Origin of the sequence: Nocardioides sp. ChNu-153, assembly GCF_030466625.1 — a bacterium.
Taxonomy (GTDB): domain Bacteria; phylum Actinomycetota; class Actinomycetes; order Propionibacteriales; family Nocardioidaceae; genus Nocardioides.
Genome location: NZ_JADEVT010000003.1, coordinates 1 through 20,084 on the forward strand (window position 1 = coordinate 1; position 20,084 = coordinate 20,084).

Below are 20,084 nucleotides of genomic sequence, written 5' to 3' on the forward strand. Positions count from 1 at the left end.
CCGCCCGCCGCGACCCCGCCCGTCACCGACCCGGCGCAGACCGCGGTCGTGCCGGTCGTCGCGGCCCCCGCGACGGCGCGCACCGCGGCGGCGGGCGACGACCGTCCCGACCGGCGCCGGTGGCTGGCGGCCGCGGCGGTCGCCGCGGTGCTGACCGTCGTGGCCGGCGCGGGAACCCTGCTCGTCGACCGCGACGGCGACTCCCCGTCGCCCGGCGCGTCCCCCACCGAGGGGTCCGACGCACCGGAGGCGAGCGAGGTCGACGCGCTGCTGGCCGAGAGCGAGACGGTGTACGGCGAGGTGGCCACCGCCGTCACCGGCACGGCCGACCTGGCCGGCCTGCCGGAGGCCGCCGCGACCGCCCGCGACGCCGAGGCGGCCAGCGCCGAGCTGGTGACCCGCGCGGAGGCGCTCGACCCCGCCCCGTCCGAGGAGGAGACGGCGCTGCTGACCCGGCGACGCGACTTCGTGGCGACGGTCGCCGCCTTCGAGGGCCTGGACACGGCGACGCTGGCCAACTTCGGCGATCTCAACGCGGCGCTGCGCTCCAGCGCCGAGCTGCTCGACACCGCCGACGCCACGGTGTCGCTGCAGCAGGCCACCGCCTCGGGGTCGCCGGGGTCCGGCGCCGCGGGCGCCGACGGCGAGGCCGCCGAGATCGCCGCCGGCCGCACCGCGCAGCACCTCGCCGAGCTCGTCGGCACCGCCGCCGCCCGCACGGCGACGGAGGACCTCACCGCCGTGCTGGGCCGCATCGAGCTGGCCGGGCGCACCGCCGAGGTCCGGGCCGCCGCCACCGGGGCGGCGACGCTCACGACGTACGTCCGCGCCGCGCGCACCGGCTTCCCCGACGACTCCAGCACTGCCGCCACCCTCGACGGGCTCCTGGGGATCCTGACGCCGGTCGGGGCGCTCGCGACCCTCGACGGCACGACCCTCGACCTGTGGGACGACGTCGACGACCCGTTCCGCGCGGCGGCGTCGTCGGCCGAGGGGATCCTCGGCGCGTCGGCGCAGGCGGCGTACTCCCAGCTCGACACCCTCGTCGCCGGGGCCCGCACCACCATCGCGGCCTGGGAGGCGGAGGTCGCCCGGCTCGAGGCCGCTGCGCCGGCGGCCGGGTCGGACGCCGCGCTCGAGGCGTACGCGACCGCCGCGGCCCCGCAGTTCGACCGCTACCGGGCCCTGCTCGCCGAGGTGCCGCTGCTGTCCGCCGACGCCCCGCCCAGCTCGCGCCAGGGCAACCGGCTGTTCCAGGCCTCGAACCGCCTCGCCGGCCTCGTGAGCGAGCTGCGCGGCGCCACCGTCCCGCCCGCGATGAGCGGCGGTCACGCCGCGCTCGTGGGGCTCGCGCAGGCCGGCCAGCGCGCCGCGGCGGAGGGCAACCAGGCGTCGCTGCAGGGCGAGCAGTGCGTCGCCCGCGGGGGTACGGCGAGCCAGTGCCGCCTGGGTGCGCAACCGTCGTGGCCCGCCTACACGAGCGCCCTGGGCGAGGCTCGGGCGCTCGACGCCGCCCGCACGACCTGGACCGAGGCGCTCGAGGCGGCGCGGCGCGCCACCCCCGCCGCGGGCGCCTCCCCCACCCTGCCGCCCCGCCCCGAGGTCTGACGCCCCTCGAGGTCGCGGTGGTTCAGGTGGGTGCGCCGCGTCCCGGTGGTTGAGGTGGGTTGCTCTGGCAACCCCTCGAAACCACGCCCGGAACCCCGCTGGTGGTTTCGAGGGCCGCTAGCGCGGCCACCTCAACCACCGCGCCGCGTCGACCTCCGGTGGTTGAGGTGGGTTGCTCTGGCAACCCCTCGAAACCACGCCCGCCATCCCGCTGGTGGTTTCGAGGGCCGCTGGCGCGGCCACCTCAACCACCGAACGACGCGGCCACCTCGACCACCGGGCAGCGCGGCCACCTTCGACCCCAGGTCGCGGTACCAGCGATAGCCACCGACTACCGCTCCTACCGCGACCCGCCGGCCGAGGGTACGGCTGCAGTAGCTGGTCCACGGGGGCGTGGTCGTCGGTCAGCACGTCGGCGTCGCCGACCCACGCGTCGAGCTCGGCGCCGGCGAGCACCTCCCACCCGGTGCGGCGCTCGTCCAACCCGACGGCGACGGCGTCGAGGTCGACCTCGCGGTCGGCGGCGAGCACCACGAGGTTGCCCCCGTCCCCCGCCGGGCCCCGGCCGAGGTCGCCCGGCTCGCCGAGGACCGCGACGTGGGCGAAGACGTCCGCCAGCGTCGCCACCTCCGCACGGGCGAACGCGAGGGGTCCGTGGTCGATGAGGTTCGCGGCGTAGACCCCGTCGGGGGCGAGCGCGCGCCGTACGTCGGACACGGCCTCGCGCGTCGTCAGGTGCCACGGCACGCTGACCCCGCCGAACGCGTCGCCGACGACGAGGTCGCGGCTGCCGGGCTCGAGGCGCCCGAGGCCGAGGCGGCCGTCCTCGACCCGCACGGCCAGCCCGTCGGGGGCTCCCTCGCCGCGCAGCCCCAGCAGCTCGCGGTCCACCCGCACGACGCCGGGGTCGATCTCGGAGACGAGGCTGCGGGTCCCGGGCCGCTCCGCGGCCAGCCACCGCGGGAAGGTCAGCCCGCCCCCGCCCAGGTGGTAGGCGTCGAGCGGCCCGTCCCCCGGGTGGGCCGCGTCCGTCACCGCCGCGAGGGCGCGGACGTAGGCGAACCGGAGGTACGTCGGGTCCTCGAGGTCGACGTAGGAGTGCTGCAGCCCGTCGAGCACCAGCACGCGGCCGCCGTCGCGCTCGTCGTCCTCGACCACCGACGCGCAGTGGTAGGTCGTCTCCGCGTCGCAACCGCCCGGCGCGAGGGGCACGACCAGCGCCCCCAGCACCACGACGAGGCCCGCGAGCCCGGCGCCCCGCGGCCGGCGCCGCAGCAGCAGCACCTCCACGAGCGCGGCCGTCACCGCGAGCACCACCCCGAGCCCGACGAGGATCCCGCTGACCGGCACGCGCGACACGAGCACGAACCCCGTCAGCACGGTGCCGGCGATGGACCCGACCGTCCCGATCCCCGACAGGCGCCCGACGACCGTGCCGGTCGTGGCCAGGTCGGTCAGCCGCAGCTTGGTCACCATCGGCGTCACCGCGGACAGCAGCGCGCCGGGCACCACGATGCTCGTCGTCGCGGCGAGCACCAGCAGCGTGCCGTCGCCCGACGAGCCCGCCGCGCGCACGACCGACGGCGTCAGCGCCACCGCTGCGCCCGAGATCCCGAGCGCCGGCGCGATCGTGCGCCGGGGGTCCACCAGGTCGGCGAGCCGCCCGCCGGCCCACGACCCGATCGCGATGGCCGCGAGCGCGACGCCGATGACGAGCGTGTTGGTCTCGAGCGTCAGCCCGAGGTACGGCGCGAGCAGCCGCAGCGCGACCAGCTCCACGACGAGCACGGCGGCCGAGGAGCCGAGGACGAGGGCCGCCGCCCCGCGCGGGCCGACACCGGCGGACGCGCCGGGAGGAGCCGAGGAGTCGTCCATCAGGGGACGACCACCACCGGCACCGGCGAGGAGCGCACGATCTTCGTCGCGCTCGACCCCAGGAACACCCGCGACACCAGCCCGGCCGGCGACGACCCGACGACCAGCACGTCGCCGTCGTCCCACGGCAGCGAGCCCAGCGCGTGGGTCCAGTCGCGGCCGGTGGCGGTGCGGCTCGTGACGTCGTCGGGGAGCGACCCCGCGAGGCGGCGCAGGGCGGCGGCCTGCGCCGTACCGGCCTGCTCGACGAACGCGGCGAGCACGTCGGCCTCGCCCCGCACCTCGGGCGGGAACATGGTGCGGCCCTCCACCCCGAAGGTGACGACGCGCAGCGCGGCGCCGATGCGCACGCACATGCGGGCGGCCCGCTCGAGCGCGGCCTCGCTGGCGCGGTCGCCGCGGAAGGCGCAGGTCACGCGGCGCACCCGCGCGTCGGCGGCCCCGGTGTAGCCGCGGGGGGCGAGCGCGACCGGCAGCGGCGCCGAGTGGAGCAGGCGGTCGGCGGCCGAGCCGAGCACGACCCGGCCCCAGGCGCCGTCGTCACCGGACCCGACGGCCACCACCGAGGCGCCGACGCGCTCGGCCTCGGCGAGCAGCTGCTGCGGCACCGAGCGGCCGGGCACGGCCACGGCCTCCGTCTCGAGGTCGGGCGCGACCTCGGCCAGCGTCGCCCGGGCGTCGGCCACGACCGCCTCGCCGAGCTCGCGGGCCCAGGCGGCGTGCTCCCGGTCGGTGCCGCCCGGCAGCGGCGTGGGCCACGGGGCCGGTACGACGGCGACCGCGCGCAGCGGCAGCCCGGCGCTGCGGGCGAGGAGCGCGCCGTACGCCAGCGGGGCACGCCCGGAGCCGTCCGCGCGCGGCGGGTGGCCGACGAGGACGGTCACCGCCCGTCCTCCGTCCCGGCCGCAGCAGGCGCCGTGCCCGCCGCCACGTCGTTGAGGACCGCGTGGCGCCGGCCCCACAGCAGGTAGAACGCCAGGACCACCGCGAGCCAGCAGCCGAAGATGATCCAGGTGATGGCGGGCAGGCCGGACAGCACGTAGACGCAGACGACGATCGTCAGCAGCGGGGTCACCGGGAAGAACGGCACCCGGAACGGCCGCTCGAGGCCCGGCTGGCTGCGGCGCAGCACCATCACCCCGAGCGCCACGACGATGAAGGCGCCGAGCGTGCCGATCGAGACCGTGTCCCACAGGTAGTCGCTCGGCACGAAGCCCGCGACCAGGGCGACCACGACGGCGACGACCACGGTGGTGAACGTGGGCGTCAGCGTGCGGGGGCTCACCCGCGGCCGCCGCCGAGACGCCCGCCGCGCCCGCTCCCCAGAAGTTCCCGAACCGGTCGGCCTCGAAGGCCGTGAACGCGATGACGGCGAAGAGCACCAGCACCGCGAGCTTGACCACCACCATGATCGCGTTGGCCCGCGCCGACTCGCTGGCGCCGCGCACGAGCAGCACCATGCAGAGCAGCACGAGCACGACGGCGGGCAGGTTCATCAGGCCCGTCGGGCTGTCCTCGTAGGGGATCGGGGAGTACGGACAGGCTCTGCGGCAGGGAGACGCCGAGCGTCGCGTCGGTCAGCTCGTTGAAGTAGCCGGACCAGCCGACGGCCACGGCGGCCGAGCTCACGCCGTACTCGAGCAGGACGCAGGCCGCGATCACCATCGCGACCAGCTCGCCGAGGGAGTGGTAGGCGTAGGAGTACGTCGAGCCGCTGACGGGGATCGCGCTCGCCAGCTCGGCGTAGCAGATGGCCGACAGCCCGGCGGCGAGGCCGGCGACGAGGAACGCCACGACGACCGCGGGACCCGCGTCGGGCACGGCCTCCTGCAGCACGAAGAAGATGCCCGTGCCGACGGTGGCGCCGACGCCGAACATCATGAGCTGGAACGTGCTGAGCGTGCGCCCGAGCTCGGGACCGTCGTGCGGCCCCCGGGGTCGGGCGATCGGCTTGCGCCGCAGCAGCTGGGTGCCGAACGAGCTCGACGGACCGGCCAAGGGGGCCTCCTCGCGGACGGGTGGGGAAACGCTAGTCCGCGGCCGGTACGGCGGGAAGCACCGGGCCCCCGGGGCCGGGCTCCCAGCCGCGCAGGAACGCGAGCACCTCGGCGGCCGGCATCTCGCACGGGCGGAAGGTCTCGCCGTCGGCACCGAGGTAGACGTTGGCGCTGACGAACGCGGTGCCGCCGAGCTCCTCGGCCCACAGCTTGAGGCTCCGACCGCCGGCGTACGACGCGACGCTCACCGCCCATGCGCGCCCGCCGTACCGCACCGTCGACGCGCCGCGCGGCAGCCGGGCCACGAGGTCGGCGACGGGGGTGGTGCTCACCGGCCCAGCACGCGGTCGACGGCCGCGGTCGAGAGGTCCCACAGGCGGGTCGCGGTCGCCGGGTCGAGGGCCCAGCGGCGCACGCCGGCCCCGACCTGCGCGTCGTCGTCGACGGTCTCGGCCTCGTTGCCGTCCTCCAGGTAGCGCCCGCCGATGCCCTCGAGCTCGGGAGCGACGGCGGCGACCAGCGTGGTGGCCGCGCCCTGCTGGGGGGTCTTGAGCCCCTCGTAGCGCCGCCACTCGGCCTGCGTCTCCTCGGGCACGTGGCGCTGCAGCCGCGTCATGATGCCGCCGGGCATGAGGGCGTTCGCCGTGATGCCGTCGCTCGCCCAGCGGCGCGTGGCCTCGACCGCGAGCAGCACGTTGGCGGTCTTCGACTGGCCGTAGGCGCTCCACGGGTCGTAGGGGCGGCGCTCGAACTGGAGGTCGTCGAGCACGACCGGCGAGGCGAGGTGGCCGCTCGAGCTGACCGACACGATCCGTGCGCCCTCTGCGGCGAGCGCGTCGTGCAGGCCGGTGGTCAGGGCGTGGTGGCCGAGGTGGTTGGTGGCGAGCTGCAGCTCCCAGCCGTACGACGTGGTGCGGCGCTCCGGGACGGCCATCACGCCGGCGTTGTCCACCAGCAGGTGCAGCGGCCCGTCCCAGGCCTCGGCGAAGCGGGCGACGCCCACCAGGTCGACGAGGTCGAGGTGCGCGACCTCCACCGTCCCGGCGCCCCGGACGTCGGCCAGCGACGCGGCGATGTCGGCGGCCGCGCGCCGCCCCGCCTCGACGTCCCGGACCGCGATCGTCACCTCGGCCCCGGCGCGCGCCAGGCTGCGGGCCGTCTCGACGCCGATGCCCGACGCGCCCCCGGTCACGACCGCGCGGCGCCCGGTGAGGTCCACCCCGGCGACGACCTCGTCGGCCGTCGAGCGGGCGCCGAAGCGGGTGGTGATCCTGGCCATCGCGTGCTCCTGTCCTCGGGCGGACCGGCCCCGCGGGCCGGCCACCCCACCATCGTGCCGGGCGGGCCCCGGGGCGCACCCGCGCAGCCTGCGAGACTGCGCGGGTGCGTGCCGTCGTCCAGCGAACCCTGTCCGCCCGCGTGCTCGTCGACGGCGCCGAGGTCGGCGCCACCGAGGGCGAGGGGCTGCTCGTCTACCTGGGCGTCACGCACGACGACGGCCCCGCCGACGTCGCGTGGATCGCGCGCAAGGTGTGGGAGCTGCGCCTCCTGCGGGGGGAGCGCTCGGCCGCCGAGGCGGGCGCGCCCGTGCTCGTGGTCAGCCAGTTCACGCTGTACGGCGACGCGCGCAAGGGCCGCCGCCCGTCGTGGTCGGCCGCGGCCCCTGGCCCCGTCAGCGAGCCCCTGTACGACGCCACCTGCGCCGCGCTCGAGGAGCTCGGCGCCCGCGTCGCCCGCGGGGTCTTCGGCGCCGACATGCAGGTCGAGTCGGTCAACGACGGGCCCATCACCCTCGTGCTCGACTCGCCCCGCCCGGCGTGACGGCGGGGGAACCCGGCCGCGCCGCGCGCCGTCGTACCCGCGTGCGCCGTCGCCTCCTCCTCGCCCTCGCCGTCGTCCTGGCCATCGCGACGGCGTACGGGGCTCAGCCCCGCGGCAGCACGTCGGCCCGCGAGGGCCCGCCGCGCCGTGCCACGATCTGCACCCGGTCGGCGCGGAAGAGGTCGTCGGAGAGCTCGAACGGCACGTCGTCGGCCGTCCTCGCCACGCGGTAGAGGTGCAGCAGGGCGGCGCCGGGGGGCACGTCGAGGTGCTCGGCCTCCCGTCGGGTCGCCTGCGCCACCGTGATGACCTCCTCGCTCACGTCGGGCGCGAGCCCGAACCGCTCCTCGAGGAGGGCGTAGAGCGAGCCCGCCAGGTCGGCCTGCGCCAGCCCCGGCACGAGCGCCGCGGGGAGGCGGGCCCTGTCGAGCGACAGGGGGAGCCCGTCGGCGTACCGCACCCGCTCGACCTCGACCACCCGTGCGCCGGGGCCGAGCCCCAGCGCGGCGGCCTCGGTCGCATCGGCGGCGCGCTCGCGCGCGGAGAGCACCACGGTGGCCACCTCGCGCCCGCCGCCGACCGCCAGTCGCTGCGGGAGTCCGAGCTGCTCGGCGGCGTCGCGCTCGACGACGCCGCGCACGAAGGTGCCGCCGCCGCGACCGGTGCGGCGCTCGAGCACGCCCGCGCGGTTGAGCGGCACGAGGGCGCTGCGCAGCGTGGCTCGGGAGACGCCGAAGCGCTCCGCCAGGGCCCGTTCGGTGCCGAGCCGGTCACCGGTGACCAGGGCACCGGTCGCGATCATCCGCACGATGCGCCGCCGCACCTCCTCGGCGACCGGCCCGCCCTCCGACTCCTGCACGGGCCCCATCCTGCCGGGCCGCTCAGGCCAGCGCCTCCGGCGACTCCGGCAGGGTCTGGCCGCCGTCGACCACCATCGACTGCCCGGTGACGTAGGCGGCCTCCCGCGAGGCGAGGAATGCGACCGCGTGCCCGATGTCCTCGGGCGTGCCGAGTTCCCCCAGGGGGATGGATCGTGCCATCCGCGCCAGGTAGTCCTCTCCCAGGCCCGCCAGGCCCTCCGTCAGCACGTTGCCGGGCAGGACCGCGTTGACCGTGATGCGCGCCGGCGCCAGCTCGATCGCGGCGCTGCGCAGGAAGCCGAGCTGCGCGGCCTTCGTCGCGCCGTAGTGCGACCACCCCGGGTAGCCGGTGACCGGTCCCGTGATCGACGAGGTCATCACCACGCGGCCCCGGCCGGACGCGGTGAGCGCGGGCACCGCCGCCTGCACCGAGAAGATCGTGCCCTTCACGTTGACGGCGAAGACGGCGTCGACGTCCTCCTCGGTGAGCTCGGCCAGCCGCGCCTCCGGGAAGACGCCGGCGTTCGCGCACAGCACGTCGAGGCCACCGAGCGCCGCCACGGCCTCGTCGACGACGGCGGTGGCGGCGGCTCGCGAGCCGATGTCGCCGGCGACGGTGACGACCTCGCGGGCGCCCCGGGCGCGCAGGTCGTCGGCGGCCGCGGCGAGGGCGTCGGCGTCCCGGGCGGAGACCGCGACCGCGGCGCCGGCCGACGCGAGGACCCGGGCGATGCCGAGACCGATGCCACGGGAGCCACCGGTGACGAGGACGCGGACGTCGGAGAGGTCGAACACGGGACGCTCCTTCGGAGGGGCGGGCAGGAGAGGCTACGGGCCCTCAGGCGGGTGCGCCGACGGCCAGCCAGGACGGGTCGTGCAGGTACCGGTCGGCGAGCAGCACCGTCCCGGCGGCGTACGAGGTGCCGAGCTGCTGCGCGGGTGGGGAGTCCGGATGGGTCCCCAGCCAGGCCGAGAGCATGAGGCGACGCAGGAGCACGAAGGTGGGCACCATGGCGTGGTCCGCCTCGGTCAGCGGCCGCACCGTCGTGTAGCCCGCGACCCACTCGGCGACGGTCGCCGGCGTCGACTCCTCGTGCTCGAGCCACGAGGTGACCGTGGCCAGGTCGTAGAGGAACCAGCCGAACCCGCAGTCGTCGAAGTCGATGACGGTGATCCCGCCGGCGTCGTCGATCATCAGGTTCGCGAGCCGCAGGTCGGCGTGCACCAGGCCGAAGCGGTCGGGTCCCGTGCCGTAGTCCGAGAGCCGCTCGGCCACGTGCTCCGCCGCCTCGGCCAGCAACGGGACCGCCGCGGCGGCCAGCCCGGGCACGTCACGCCAGGAGCCCCACCGGGCGTCGCGTCCGTCGCCCGTCCCGAGGCACGCCGCCGCGTCCCAGCGGAACCGGCGGAAGCCGTCGGGCAGCCTCCAGGCCTCGACCTGGCCGTGCATGCGGGCGGTCAGCGCGCCGAGCTCGGCGACGGGCAGCGGCAGGTCGGTCTCCTCGCCGTTCGCCCCGGCCACGTGCTCGAAGAGCGCCACGTGGCGCTCGCCCTCGGGCCGCCTGATCGTCGTGAAGCGACGGCCGTCGAGCGTGGGCACGACGGCTGGCGTGCGCACCCCGACCTGGGTGCGCAGCGCGTCGGTCCACGCCATCTCCGAGGCGATCGACGCGGCGTCCTGGTAGCCGTGGCGGTGCACCCGGGCGACCACCGTCCGCCCGCCCTCGCGCACGCGGTAGGTGCCGTTCTCCGACAGGCTGAGCAGCCTGACGTCGGCGGCTCGGGTGAAGCCGTACGCCGGCAGCGCGGCGGCGAGCAGGGCGTCGCAGTCGACGGTGGTCAGCAGCACGGGGGGCCCTCCTGGGTCGGCACAAGCTCGATCCAACCCGCCACGATCGCGAGCAGACCAAATCACACGCAGGATTCACACACTTGTTACAAGCGAACTGACATGCTCGCCCTGCACTGACCAGACCAAAAAGGGGCGACCCGTGACCCAGACCTCGAGCATCCTCGACGCCAACGCCTTCACCGGCACGTCGGTCGACGGCTCCCTCGTGCGACGCCGGGAGCGGGCGCTCGGCCCGGCGTACCGGCTCTTCTACCGCGAGCCCGTCGAGCTGGTCCGCGGCAGCGGCGTGCACGTCTACGACGCCGAGGGCCGGGAGTACCTCGACGCCTACAACAACGTCGCCTGCGTCGGCCACGCGCACCCGCGCGTGGTGGAGGCGGTCGCGCGCCAGGTCGGGCGGATCACCACGCACACGCGCTACCTCGACGCGTCGCTGGTCGGGTACGCCGAGCGCCTGCTCGCCACGTTCCCCGCCGCGCTCGACCGGGTCATGCTCACCTGCACCGGCTCGGAGGCCAACGACCTCGCGCTGCGCCTCGCCTTCGCCGCGACGGGCGGGACGGGGGTGATCGTGACGGAGGAGGCCTACCACGGCAACACCGCGCTGGTGACCGGCACGTCGCCGTCGCTGGGGGCCGGGGCGGCGCCGGGCGAGCACGTGTGGACCGTGCCCGCGCCCGACCCGTTGCGCCGCCCCGGCACCCCGGCCGAGGTGGCCGCCCGGTTCACCGCGGCCGTCGAGACGGCGCTGGAGGAGATGGCCGCCGCCGGCGTGCGTCCCGCAGCGCTGCTCGTCGACACGATCCTGTCCTCGGACGGCGTGCACGCGCACCCGGGCGGGCCCGGGGGGCTGCTCGCGGGGGCCGTCTCGGCCGTGCGTCGTGCCGGCGGCGTGCTGGTCGCCGACGAGGTGCAGCCGGGCTTCGCGCGCACCGGCGAGCACGTGTGGGGCTTCGAGCGGCACGGCCTCGTCCCGGAGATCGCGACGCTCGGCAAGCCGATGGGCGGCGGTCTCCCGATCGCGGCCGTCGTCGCCCAGGAGGCCGTGCTGGCGCCGTTCGCCGGCACGACGCCGTACTTCAACACCTTCGGCGGGACGCACGTGAGCATCGCCGCCGCGACCGCGGTGCTCGACGTGATCGAGGCCGAGGGGCTGCAGCGACGGGCCGCCGACGTCGGCGCCGGGCTCGCCGAGGCCCTGCGCGACGTGGCCGCGCGCCACCCGGTCGTCGCGGACGTCCGCGGCGCCGGGCTCTACCTGGGCGTCGAGCTCGTCGCCGAGCCCGGCAGCACGGAGCCCGGGGGGGCGCTCGCCGCCGACGTGGTGAACGGGATGCGCGCCCGGGGGGTGCTCACCTCGGTGTGCGGCAGGTTCGGCAACACGCTCAAGGTGCGCCCGCCGCTGGTGTTCGGGCTGCGGGACGTCGAGCGCTACTGCACCGAGCTCGACGGGGTGCTGACCGACCTGGGGTGGTGAGGCTCCACGTCGGCCACCGCGGGCCGGCGCCCCCCGGGTACCGCCTCCGGCACGGCCGCTGACCTGCGGCATCATTGCCCCCGGACGCCGGGCGAGGGACCGTCGCCGCGACGAGGGGAGGGCCGGTGGACACCACGCCCCGGCTCACCGATCCCGCCCGCCTGCGATCCGTCCGCGAGACCGGTGTCGGCCCCCGCCTGGACGCCGACCTCGAGCGCTTCGCCCGCCTCGCCTCCGCCGCCCTCGGTACCCCGGTCGCCCTCGTCTCGATCCTGGAGGCCGACCGCCAGGTCTTCCCCGGCCAGGTCGGCCTGCCCGAGCCGTGGGCGTCGGCCCGCCAGACGCCCCTGAGCCACTCCGTGTGCCAGCACGTGACCGCGAGCGCCGCCCCCCTCGTCGTCGCCGACACCCGCATCCTCGAGCTCACCCGCACCAACCTCGCCGTCCCCGACCTCGACGTGGTCGCCTACGCCGGCATGCCCCTGACCGACGCCGACGGCGAGGTGTTCGGCGCGCTCTGCGCCATCGACCACGAGCCCCGCACCTGGAGCCCCGAGGAGCTGCAGGTGCTCACCGACCTCGCCGAGGCCTGCAGCGCCGAGCTGCGGCTGCGCATCGCGCTGCGCCGCGTCGCCGCCGCCCACCACGAGCTCGAGGAGGGCCGCCGTCGCTCCGAGCTCATGCTGCGGGCCGCCGTGGTGCTCGGCGACGCGACCGGGCTCTCCGACCTGCGCCAGCGGCTGCGCGACCTCGTCACCGAGCCGCTGCAGCCGTCGTACGTCGGGCTCTCGCTCGTCCGCGACGACGGCCGGGTCCTGCGCGTCCCCGACCCGGGCCAGAGCGACGGCCTCGAGCTGCGCCACGCCACCTACAGCCTCGACGAGGCCTGGCCGACCAGCCGGTGCATCGGCGAGCAGCGCACGATCGTGGTGGCCGACACCGCCCAGCTCGCCACCGACGGCTACACCCCCCGCGTGCTCGAGGAGTGGCGCGCGCTCGGCCTCCAGGCGGCGACGTGCCTGCCCCTCGTCGGCAGCCAGCGCGTCCTCGGCGCCCTCACCCTCGGGTGGGACGCGCCGCATGCCGCCGCGCTCACCGAGGAGGCGGCGCTCCGCTCCGTCGCGGCCTTCGCCGCCACCGCGGTCGAGCGGGTCGGCGCCATCGAGCAGCGGATCACCGCGGCGACCCAGCTGCAGCGCTCGATGCTGAGCGTGCCCCCCGCGGTCGACGGCCTCGAGATCGCGACCCTCTACCGGCCGGCGGCGACCGCCGACCTCGTGGGCGGCGACTGGTACGACGTGCACCGGCTGCCGGCGCCCGCCGACGGGTCGGGCCCCTCCCCCGTCGTGCTGACCGTCGGCGACATCACCGGTCACGACATGCGCGCAGCCGCCGTGATGGGCCAGGTCCGCAGCATGCTGCGCCAGGCCGGCAGCGACCGTCCCGAGGACGGGCCGGCCCACGCGGTGCTCGCCGTCGAGGCGGCCGCGCGCACGCTCGGCCTCGACGCCACCGGGACGCTCGTGCACGGCCACCTCGTGCCCGACGCCGACGGGTGGACCCTCACCTGGGCCAACGCCGGCCACCCCTCGCCGCTCGTCCTCGCGGCCGACGGCAGCCGGACGGTGCTGCGCCAGGGCGACGTCATCCTCCACCCCGACCTCCGCGTCGAGGAGCGTCACGACCACCGGGTGCACCTGGCCCGGGGCTCCGTCCTGCTCGTGCACACCGACGGCCTGCTCGACGAGCGCCGCCCCGACCTCGACGAGATGCTCGACGAGGTGCTCACGGTGCTGGCGCGACTGGTCCACGACGAGGGACTCCCGCTCGACCGGGCCGTCGAGCAGCTCGCCGACGAGCTCCTCGGGCGCCGCTCCGACGACGACGTCGCGATCCTCGCCGTCCGCCTCGCCTGACCGCACCACCTCCCCGCTCCCGCCCCTCCCCGCCGCCGGCGCGCGGTGGCATAGTGGTCAGTCCACTGTGAGGACACCGTGACCGACGCACCCGCCCCGGCCCCCGACCCCACGAGCCCGGGCGGCGGCCCGGGCAACCCCACTGGGGGTCCGCTGCGCGACGTCCTCGTCGTCGACCTGTCCCGCGCGCTGGCCGGTCCGCACGCGACGATGATGCTGGGGGACCTCGGCGCCCGCGTCGTCAAGGTCGAGGCGCCGGGCCACGGCGACGACACCCGCGGGTGGGGTCCGCCGTTCGTGGGCGACGAGGGCGAGCGGCAGTCGACGTACTTCCTGTCCGCCAACCGCAACAAGGAGTCCGTGGCCCTCGACCTCAAGGACCCGGACGACAAGGACGTGCTGCTGCGCCTCGTCGACCGCGCCGACGTGCTGGTGGAGAACTTCCGCACCGGCGTGCTCGAGCGCCTCGGCCTCGGCATCGAGGCCCTGATGGAGCGCAACCCGCGCCTCGTCGTCCTCTCCATCACCGGCTTCGGCCACGACGGCCCCGAGGGCGGGCGCGCGGGCTACGACCAGATCGCCCAGGGCGAGGCCGGGCTCATGTCGCTGACCGGCTCCGGGCCCGACGACCCGCAGCGCGTCGGCGTGCCGATCGCCGACCTGCTGTCGGGGATGTACGGCGCGTACGGCGTGCTCGCCGCCCTGCACGAGCGCACCCTCACCGGGGTCGGCCGCGTCGTGCGCACCTCGCTGCTCGCCGCCACCGTCGGCGTCCACGCCTTCCAGGGCACCCGGTGGACCGTCGCCGGCGAGGTGGGGCGGGCGCAGGGCAACCACCACCCGTCGATCGCGCCGTACGGCCTCTTCCGCTGCCGCGACGGGGCGGTGCAGATCGCGCTGGGCAGCGAGGGGCTGTGGCGGAAGTTCTGCGCCGGGTTCGACCTCGACCCGGAGGCCGAGGGCCTCGCCACGAACTCCGAGCGGGTCGGTGCGCGCGAGCGCGTGATCGCGGTCGTCGAGGAGGTCTTCGCGACCTGGGACGCCGCGCCCCTGCTGGCCCGGCTGGCCGAGATCGGGGTGCCGGCGGGCAAGGTCCGCACGCTCGACGAGGTCTACGGGTGGGACCAGACGCGCAGCCAGGGCCTGCTCGTGGACGTCGAGCACCCCACGCTGGGCCGCCTGTCCCTCCCCGGACCGCCGCTGCGGTTCTTCGACGCCGCGGGGGCCGAGGTCACCCGCACCGACCACCAGGCGCCGCCGCTGCTCGACGCCGACGCCGAGCGCGTGCGCGCCTGGCTGGACGCGCCGCCCGCCTGAGCCGGGCCACCGGGGGGCTCAGCTCCCGAGCAACCCCTGGCACGCGGTCGCGGCGCGCACCGCGTCACCGTCGACGATCGCGTCGGCCACCGCGTCGAGGCGCCGGTGGATCCCGTCGTCGCCCGCGGGCGCGGGGGCGTGCTCGGCGAGCACGTCGTCGAGCTCGGCGAGGAGCGGGGCGGCCGAGAGGCGTCGTACGCAGCGCCAGGTGTGGTCGAACGTGCGGCGGCGCCCGTCGGGGGCGAGCATCGCGACGCGCAGCGAGCTGTCCGGGTTGGTCGCGGCCGCGCGGGCCAGGCCGGCGAGCACGGCCTCACGGGCCACGAGCACCTCCGAGCGCGGGCGGGCGGCGACCCGGCGGTCCCAGCCGTCGCCGTCGCCCGGACCGAGGTCGGGCTCGCGCACGAGCGCCCCGACGCCGTGGCGCACCTCGATGCGACCGCGGGTCTCCAGTGCCGCGAGGGCCCGGGAGAGCGTGGCCCGGCTGACGCCCAGCTCGGCGGCGAGCTGCCGCTCGGGGGGCAGGCGGTCGCCGCCGACGAGGCCCTGGGCCTCGATGAAGTCGGAGATGTGGGCGGCCAGGCTCTCGTAGAGGCGCTCGCGGCGCAGGGGCGGCAGCCGCCGCGGGGCATCACCGGACATGGCGTCATCGTAGGGACCGGTTGGTCCAGTTGCCAGGTGGCCTAGCCACTGACATGATCGCTCGGTCCGCATGACCTGCGTCACAATCCGATGGGAAGTTCTCGTGTCCACCGAACTCGTGTCCCTGGCGGTCCTCGTGGTCGTCTTCCTGGTCGCGACGCTCCGCGGCATCAACATGGGTGCGCTCGCGCTCGTGGCCGCGTTCGTGGTCGGCCTCAGCGTCTTCGACCTGGACGCCGACGGCGTGCTCGTCGGGTTCCCGAGCGCCCTGTTCGTCATCCTCGTGGGCGTCACCTACCTGTTCGCCCTGGCCAAGAACAACGGCACGGTCGACTGGATCGTGCACGCCGCGGTCCGCGCGGTGGGTGGACGGGTGGCCCTCGTCCCCTGGGCCATGTTCCTGGTCTGCGCGGCCGTCACGTCCATCGGCGCCGTCAGCCCGGCGGCGGTCGCGATCGTCGCGCCGGTCGCCATGGGCTTCGCCCTGCGCTACCAGATCAACCCGATGATGATGGGCATGATGGTCGTGCAGGGCGCGACCGCCGGCAGCTTCTCCCCCATCGGCATCTTCGGCAGCATCACGAACGGCGTCGTCGACCAGAACGACCTCCCGGGCAACCAGCTGGTCCTCTTCCTCACGACCTTCACGGCCGCGGCCCTCATCGCCGCCATCACCTACGTGGCCTTCGGCGGCCGCGCGCTGATCGCCCGCGGCAAGGAGACCGAGACCGTGGCCGCGATGGCCGTCGAGGCCGAGGCCGCCAGCCACGCGGCGACCCGCCCCGGCGGTCCGGGTACGCCGCACTCGGCCGTCGAGGCCGCCCGCGCCCGCGCGTCCCACGGCGACGCGGGCGCCCCGCACGCCCTCGACGCGCAGCGCATCGTCACGCTGGTCGGCCTCGTCGCGCTCATGATCGGTGCGCTGGGCTTCGACCTCGACGTCGGCTTCACCGCGCTCACCATCGCCGTGGTCCTCACCCTCGTCTTCCCCGAGTCCGCGAAGGGCGCGGTCGAGAAGATCAGCTGGGGCACGGTGCTGCTCATCGGCGGCATCGTCACCTACGTCAACCTGCTGCAGTCCGAGGGCGTCGTCGACTGGGTCGGCGAGAAGGTCGCCGAGGTCGGCGCCCCGCTCGTCGCCGCGCTGCTCCTCTGCTTCATCGCCGCGGTGGTCTCCGCCTTCGCCTCCACGACCGGCATCATCGGCGCCCTCATCCCGCTCGCCGTGCCGTTCCTGCTCACTGACCAGGTGAGCGCCGTCGGCCTCATCGCCGCGCTGGCCATCTCGAGCTCGGTCGTCGACTGCAGCCCGTTCTCCACGAACGGCGCCCTCGTGGTGGCCAACGCCGACGACGAGGACCGCGAGCTGGTCTTCAAGCGCCTCATGCAGTGGGGCATGTCGATCGTCGTCGTCGCCCCGCTCGTGGCGTGGGCGCTGCTGGTGGTGCCGACCGCCTGAGGGCCCACCGGCCGCGAGGATCAGCCCCGCGCGACCCGCTCCACCGCCTCGGCCAGGGCCGCGGCGTCGGTCACCTCGACCGGCGGCCGCGGCCCTGCCGCGTCCACGACGTGACCGGGGCGCACGAGCCGCACGGTCGCCAGCCCCGCCTCGAGCGCGCCGCGCACGTCCCGCCCCGAGGCCGCGACGTGGACCAGCCGCTCGGGGGCCAGGGCGGCCGCGGCGGCGGCGTACAGCTCGAGACTCGGCTTGTAGGCGCCCAGCCGCTGCGAGGTGAGCACGAGGTCCGGGTCGACCAGGGCGTGCGCCCGGGTCCGTCGGGCCAGCGCGTCGTCGACGTTCGAGAGGATGCCGACCCGGTGCGCCCGCGCGAGAGCCGCGACGCCCGCGGCCACGTCGGGCCACAGCGGCCAGTCGGCGACCGACCCCTCCAGCAGGGCGAGGTCGGCGTCGACGTCCGCACCGTCACCCGGGCCGTGGCCGAGATCGGCCCAGGCCCGCGCCAGCGCCTCCCGCGACAGGTCGTGGAAGGTGGTCGGCGCCTGCGCGGTGCGCTGCAGCGCCTTGTTGTGGCCGTCCCACGCGTCGTACAGCTGCTCGCCGGTCTCGGGCCAGCCCCGCTCGCGGGCGAGGCCGGCCAGCACGGGGGACCCGCCGCGGCGGCTGTCGGTGAGGGCGCTGAAGAGGTCGAGGGTGACGATCACCCTGCCGACCGTAGCCCGTCCCGCATGTCGAGACCCATGTTTCACATGATGGACGTCGCGGCGTTGACTGCCCCTCGTGACCGACGTCGAGGTGCCCGCGCACGAACGCATCAGCGGCGCGCGGCGGTGGTCGATCCTCGGCGCCGGCACGGTGGCGCAGGCGGCCTCCGCGATCACCGTGAACGGCCCCGCGTTCCTCATCCCCACGCTGCACCGCGGCGAGGGCCTCACGCTCGCCCAGGCCGGTCTCGTCGCCTCTGCCCCGCTCGCCGGCATCATGGTCACGCTCTACGCCTGGGGCGCGGTCGTCGACCGCCGCGGGGAGCGCTTCGGCCTGCTCGCCGGCCTCCTCCTCGCCCTGCTCGGCAGCGTCGTGGCCACGCAGGTGCACGCCCTGCCCGCGCTCGCCGCGGCCCTCTTCGTCGCGGGCGCCGGTGCCGCGGCCACGAACTCGGCCTCGGGCCGGGTGGTCGTCGGGTGGTTCCCGCCGCACCGGCGCGGGCTGGCCATGGGCATCCGCCAGATGGCGGCCCCGCTCGGCGTCGGCATCGCGGCCGCGACCGTCGCGGTCCTCGCGGAGCGGTACGGCGTCGCCACCGCCCTGGGGGTGCCCGCGGTCGCCACGCTGGTCTCGATCGTGGTCGTCGCGGTCGTCGTGCTCGACCCGCCGCGGCCCGCCACCCCGCTCACCGCGGCCCCGAACCCCTACCGCGCCGACCGGTTCCTGGCCCGCATCCATGGCGTCTCCCTGCTGCTGGTGGTGCCGCAGTTCGTCGTGTGGACCTTCGCGCTGACCTGGCTGGTGACGGACCTCGGCTGGTCCGCCGCCGCCGCGGGGGCCGTCGTGGCCGGCGCCCAGCTCGTCGGGGCCGCCGCACGGGTCGGTGCGGGCTGGCTCTCCGACGTCGTCGGCTCGCGGATGCGGCCCCTGCGCTGGGTGGCGTGCGGCGCGGTGGCCACGATGCTGCTGCTCGCGCTGTCCGCTGAGGTCGCCCCCGCCGTGGCGGTCGTGGTGATGGTCGTCGCCTCGGCCGTGACCGTCGCGGACAACGGCCTCGCGTTCACGGCGGTGGCCGAGCGCGGCGGACCCTTCTGGGCGGGTCGCGCCCTCGGTGTGCAGAACACGGCGCAGAACCTCGTGGCCGCCGCCGTGCCGCCGGTGGCGGGGCTGACCATCGCCGCCTGGGGCTACCCCGCGACGTACGCCCTGGCCGCCCTCTTCCCCCTGCTCGCCATCGCCCTCGTCCCCGTGCGCGGGGAGCGGCCGGCGACCTGAACCGCGTCGTCGCCCCCCTTCCCCCGTCACCACCGTCGGTGTACAACTGACCACTGAGTCAGTGACCCGCATCACCCGATCACCGGGAGCCGCCCGTGGCACTCCGCACCGCCGTCAAAGAGCTCTCCCCCACGCGTCGCCGCCGTGACTGGCACGCCGTCCGCTCGCTCGCCGACGGGCTGACCACGCCGCTGCACCCCGACGACTACCTCCGCTTCGTCAACCCGCTGTGGACCTCGCGCGAGCTGCGCGGACGGGTCGAGTCCGTCGTGCGGGAGACCGACGACGCCGCGACGCTGGTCATCCGGCCCGGCTGGGGGTGGCGCTTCGACCACCAGGCGGGGCAGTACGTCGGGATCGGCGTCCCCGTCGAGGGCCGCTACCAGTGGCGCTCCTACTCGCTGACGAGCACGCCGCGACGCCGCGGTCGACGGATCACGATCACGATCCGGGCGATGCCCGAGGGGCTGCTGTCGGAGCACCTGATCAACGGCCTGGAGCCCGGGACGGTCGTGCGTCTCGCGGCCCCCGCCGGCGACTTCGTGCTGCCCGACCCGCCCCCGGAGCGCATCCTGTTCCTCGTCGGCGGCTCCGGCATCACGCCGGTGATGGCGATGCTCAAGACCCTGGTGCGGCGGGCGGGCGAGGGCCGTTGGCCCCTGCCGGACATCCACCTCGTCTACTCGTCCCCGACCCCGGACCGGATGATCTTCCGCGAGCGGCTCGAGGAGGTGGCGGCCGAGCACGCGTCCGTGACCTTCACGCCGATCTACACCGACACCGACGGCATGCTCACCTTCGACCGGCTCGGCGAGGTCGTGCCCGACTGGCGCGACCGGCAGACCTGGGCCTGCGGGCCCTCGCCGATGCTGGACGCGGCGGTCGAGCACTGGCGCGAGGCCGACCTGGAGGACGCGCTGCACCTCGAGCGCTTCACCCTGCAGATCGGCGACGACGTCGGCGAGGGCGGCAGCATCTCGTTCCAGAACTCGGGCAAGCAGGCCGAGGTCGAGCCGGGTACGACGGTGCTCGAGGCCGGCGAGTCGGTCGGCATCGGCATGCCGTTCGGCTGCCGCATGGGCATCTGCCACACCTGCACGCTGACCCTGGTCGAGGGCTCCGTCACCGACGTCCGCAACGGTGACCGCTACGACCAGCCCAACGAGCGCATCCAGACGTGCGTGGCCGTGCCCAACGGCGACTGCACGATCGCGATCTGACCGTCCCCCGACACCCTCCCCGCACGAGCACCCGCAGCACCGACCCCGCACGAGAGGCAG

General features: G+C 76.0%; 19 protein-coding genes. 8 read left to right on the plus strand and 11 right to left on the minus strand.

What is annotated here, in order from left to right; translation table 11 throughout:
* Positions 1-1,608: hypothetical protein (locus INN71_RS06055; protein ID WP_301799852.1), on the plus strand; the 1,608-nt coding region annotated here is incomplete at its 5' end.
* A gap of 117 nt (positions 1,609-1,725) precedes the next feature.
* Here INN71_RS06055 and INN71_RS06060 read toward each other — a convergent pair.
* From INN71_RS06060 to INN71_RS06085, 6 genes are read right to left on the minus strand one after another with little or no spacing between them, the layout of a single operon-like run.
* Positions 1,726-3,483 (minus strand): fused MFS/spermidine synthase, encoded by a 1,758-nt coding sequence (locus INN71_RS06060; protein ID WP_301799853.1) that lies wholly within the window; start codon positions 3,481-3,483, stop codon positions 1,726-1,728.
* Positions 3,483-4,367 carry a universal stress protein gene (locus INN71_RS06065; protein WP_301799854.1) on the minus strand — a complete coding sequence of 295 codons (885 nt, stop codon included), beginning with the start codon at positions 4,365-4,367 and terminating at the stop codon, positions 3,483-3,485. The genes INN71_RS06060 and INN71_RS06065 overlap by 1 nt, the downstream gene beginning before the upstream one ends.
* A complete protein-coding gene (locus tag INN71_RS06070; RefSeq protein WP_301799855.1) occupies positions 4,364-4,768 on the minus strand; it encodes an amino acid permease C-terminal domain-containing protein in 405 nt (134 codons plus the stop codon). Before INN71_RS06070 ends, INN71_RS06065 begins: the two co-directional genes overlap by 4 nt.
* On the minus strand, positions 4,765-5,481 hold the full coding sequence (locus INN71_RS06075; protein ID WP_301799856.1) for an amino acid permease: 717 nt from the start codon (positions 5,479-5,481) through the stop codon (positions 4,765-4,767). Before INN71_RS06075 ends, INN71_RS06070 begins: the two co-directional genes overlap by 4 nt.
* Positions 5,482-5,512: 31 nt before the next feature.
* Positions 5,513-5,812 carry a peptide methionine sulfoxide reductase gene (locus INN71_RS06080; RefSeq protein WP_301799857.1) on the minus strand — a complete coding sequence of 100 codons (300 nt, stop codon included), beginning with the start codon at positions 5,810-5,812 and terminating at the stop codon, positions 5,513-5,515.
* On the minus strand, positions 5,809-6,759 hold the full coding sequence (locus INN71_RS06085; RefSeq protein WP_301799858.1) for an SDR family NAD(P)-dependent oxidoreductase: 951 nt from the start codon (positions 6,757-6,759) through the stop codon (positions 5,809-5,811). The genes INN71_RS06080 and INN71_RS06085 overlap by 4 nt, the downstream gene beginning before the upstream one ends.
* A gap of 104 nt (positions 6,760-6,863) precedes the next feature.
* On the opposite strand from INN71_RS06085, the gene dtd reads away from it, so the two are divergent.
* A complete protein-coding gene (gene dtd / locus INN71_RS06090) occupies positions 6,864-7,301 on the plus strand; it encodes a D-aminoacyl-tRNA deacylase (protein WP_277501324.1) in 438 nt (145 codons plus the stop codon).
* Positions 7,302-7,404: 103 nt separating this feature from the next.
* On the opposite strand, the gene INN71_RS06095 is transcribed toward dtd, so the two are convergent.
* Genes INN71_RS06095 through INN71_RS06105 form a run of 3 tightly spaced genes read right to left on the minus strand, consistent with a single transcriptional unit; the run spans position 7,405 to position 10,010 of the window.
* Complete coding sequence (locus tag INN71_RS06095; RefSeq protein ID WP_301799861.1) at positions 7,405-8,160, minus strand: GntR family transcriptional regulator; 756 nt, start codon at positions 8,158-8,160, stop codon at positions 7,405-7,407.
* Between the two features lie 22 nt (positions 8,161-8,182).
* Entirely contained in the window at positions 8,183-8,956 is a 774-nt protein-coding gene (gene fabG, locus INN71_RS06100; RefSeq protein WP_301799862.1) for a 3-oxoacyl-ACP reductase FabG, read from the minus strand.
* Between the two features lie 43 nt (positions 8,957-8,999).
* The gene (locus tag INN71_RS06105; protein ID WP_301799863.1) at positions 9,000-10,010 is read right to left on the minus strand and encodes a phosphotransferase enzyme family protein; all 1,011 of its coding nucleotides are present in this window, start codon (positions 10,008-10,010) and stop codon (positions 9,000-9,002) included.
* 142 nt (positions 10,011-10,152) lie between these two features.
* Between INN71_RS06105 and INN71_RS06110 the strand changes: the two genes are divergently transcribed.
* The 3 genes from INN71_RS06110 to INN71_RS06120 all read left to right on the plus strand — a co-directional run bounded on the left by INN71_RS06110 (position 10,153) and on the right by INN71_RS06120 (position 14,723).
* Positions 10,153-11,490: an aspartate aminotransferase family protein gene (locus tag INN71_RS06110; protein ID WP_301799865.1), complete on the plus strand. Its 1,338-nt coding sequence runs from the start codon at positions 10,153-10,155 to the stop codon at positions 11,488-11,490.
* Between the two features lie 125 nt (positions 11,491-11,615).
* A complete protein-coding gene (locus tag INN71_RS06115) occupies positions 11,616-13,406 on the plus strand; it encodes a GAF domain-containing SpoIIE family protein phosphatase (protein WP_301799866.1) in 1,791 nt (596 codons plus the stop codon).
* 78 nt (positions 13,407-13,484) lie between these two features.
* Entirely contained in the window at positions 13,485-14,723 is a 1,239-nt protein-coding gene (locus INN71_RS06120; protein WP_367619024.1) for a CaiB/BaiF CoA transferase family protein, read from the plus strand.
* 18 nt (positions 14,724-14,741) lie between these two features.
* On the opposite strand, the gene INN71_RS06125 is transcribed toward INN71_RS06120, so the two are convergent.
* On the minus strand, positions 14,742-15,365 hold the full coding sequence (locus INN71_RS06125) for a FadR/GntR family transcriptional regulator (protein WP_301799867.1): 624 nt from the start codon (positions 15,363-15,365) through the stop codon (positions 14,742-14,744).
* Positions 15,366-15,468: 103 nt separating this feature from the next.
* Here INN71_RS06125 and INN71_RS06130 point away from each other — a divergent pair, with 103 nt between their 5' ends.
* Positions 15,469-16,824: an SLC13 family permease gene (locus INN71_RS06130; RefSeq protein ID WP_301799868.1), complete on the plus strand. Its 1,356-nt coding sequence runs from the start codon at positions 15,469-15,471 to the stop codon at positions 16,822-16,824.
* A 20-nt stretch (positions 16,825-16,844) separates the two neighbouring features.
* Here INN71_RS06130 and INN71_RS06135 read toward each other — a convergent pair whose 3' ends face one another.
* Entirely contained in the window at positions 16,845-17,528 is a 684-nt protein-coding gene (locus INN71_RS06135) for an HAD family hydrolase (RefSeq protein WP_301799869.1), read from the minus strand.
* A gap of 76 nt (positions 17,529-17,604) precedes the next feature.
* Here INN71_RS06135 and INN71_RS06140 point away from each other — a divergent pair, with 76 nt between their 5' ends.
* Entirely contained in the window at positions 17,605-18,804 is a 1,200-nt protein-coding gene (locus tag INN71_RS06140) for an MFS transporter (RefSeq protein ID WP_301799870.1), read from the plus strand.
* A gap of 95 nt (positions 18,805-18,899) precedes the next feature.
* Positions 18,900-20,024, plus strand: coding sequence for a ferredoxin reductase (locus INN71_RS06145; protein WP_277498986.1), 1,125 nt, complete (start codon positions 18,900-18,902; stop codon positions 20,022-20,024).
* Positions 20,025-20,084: the final 60 nt, after the last annotated feature.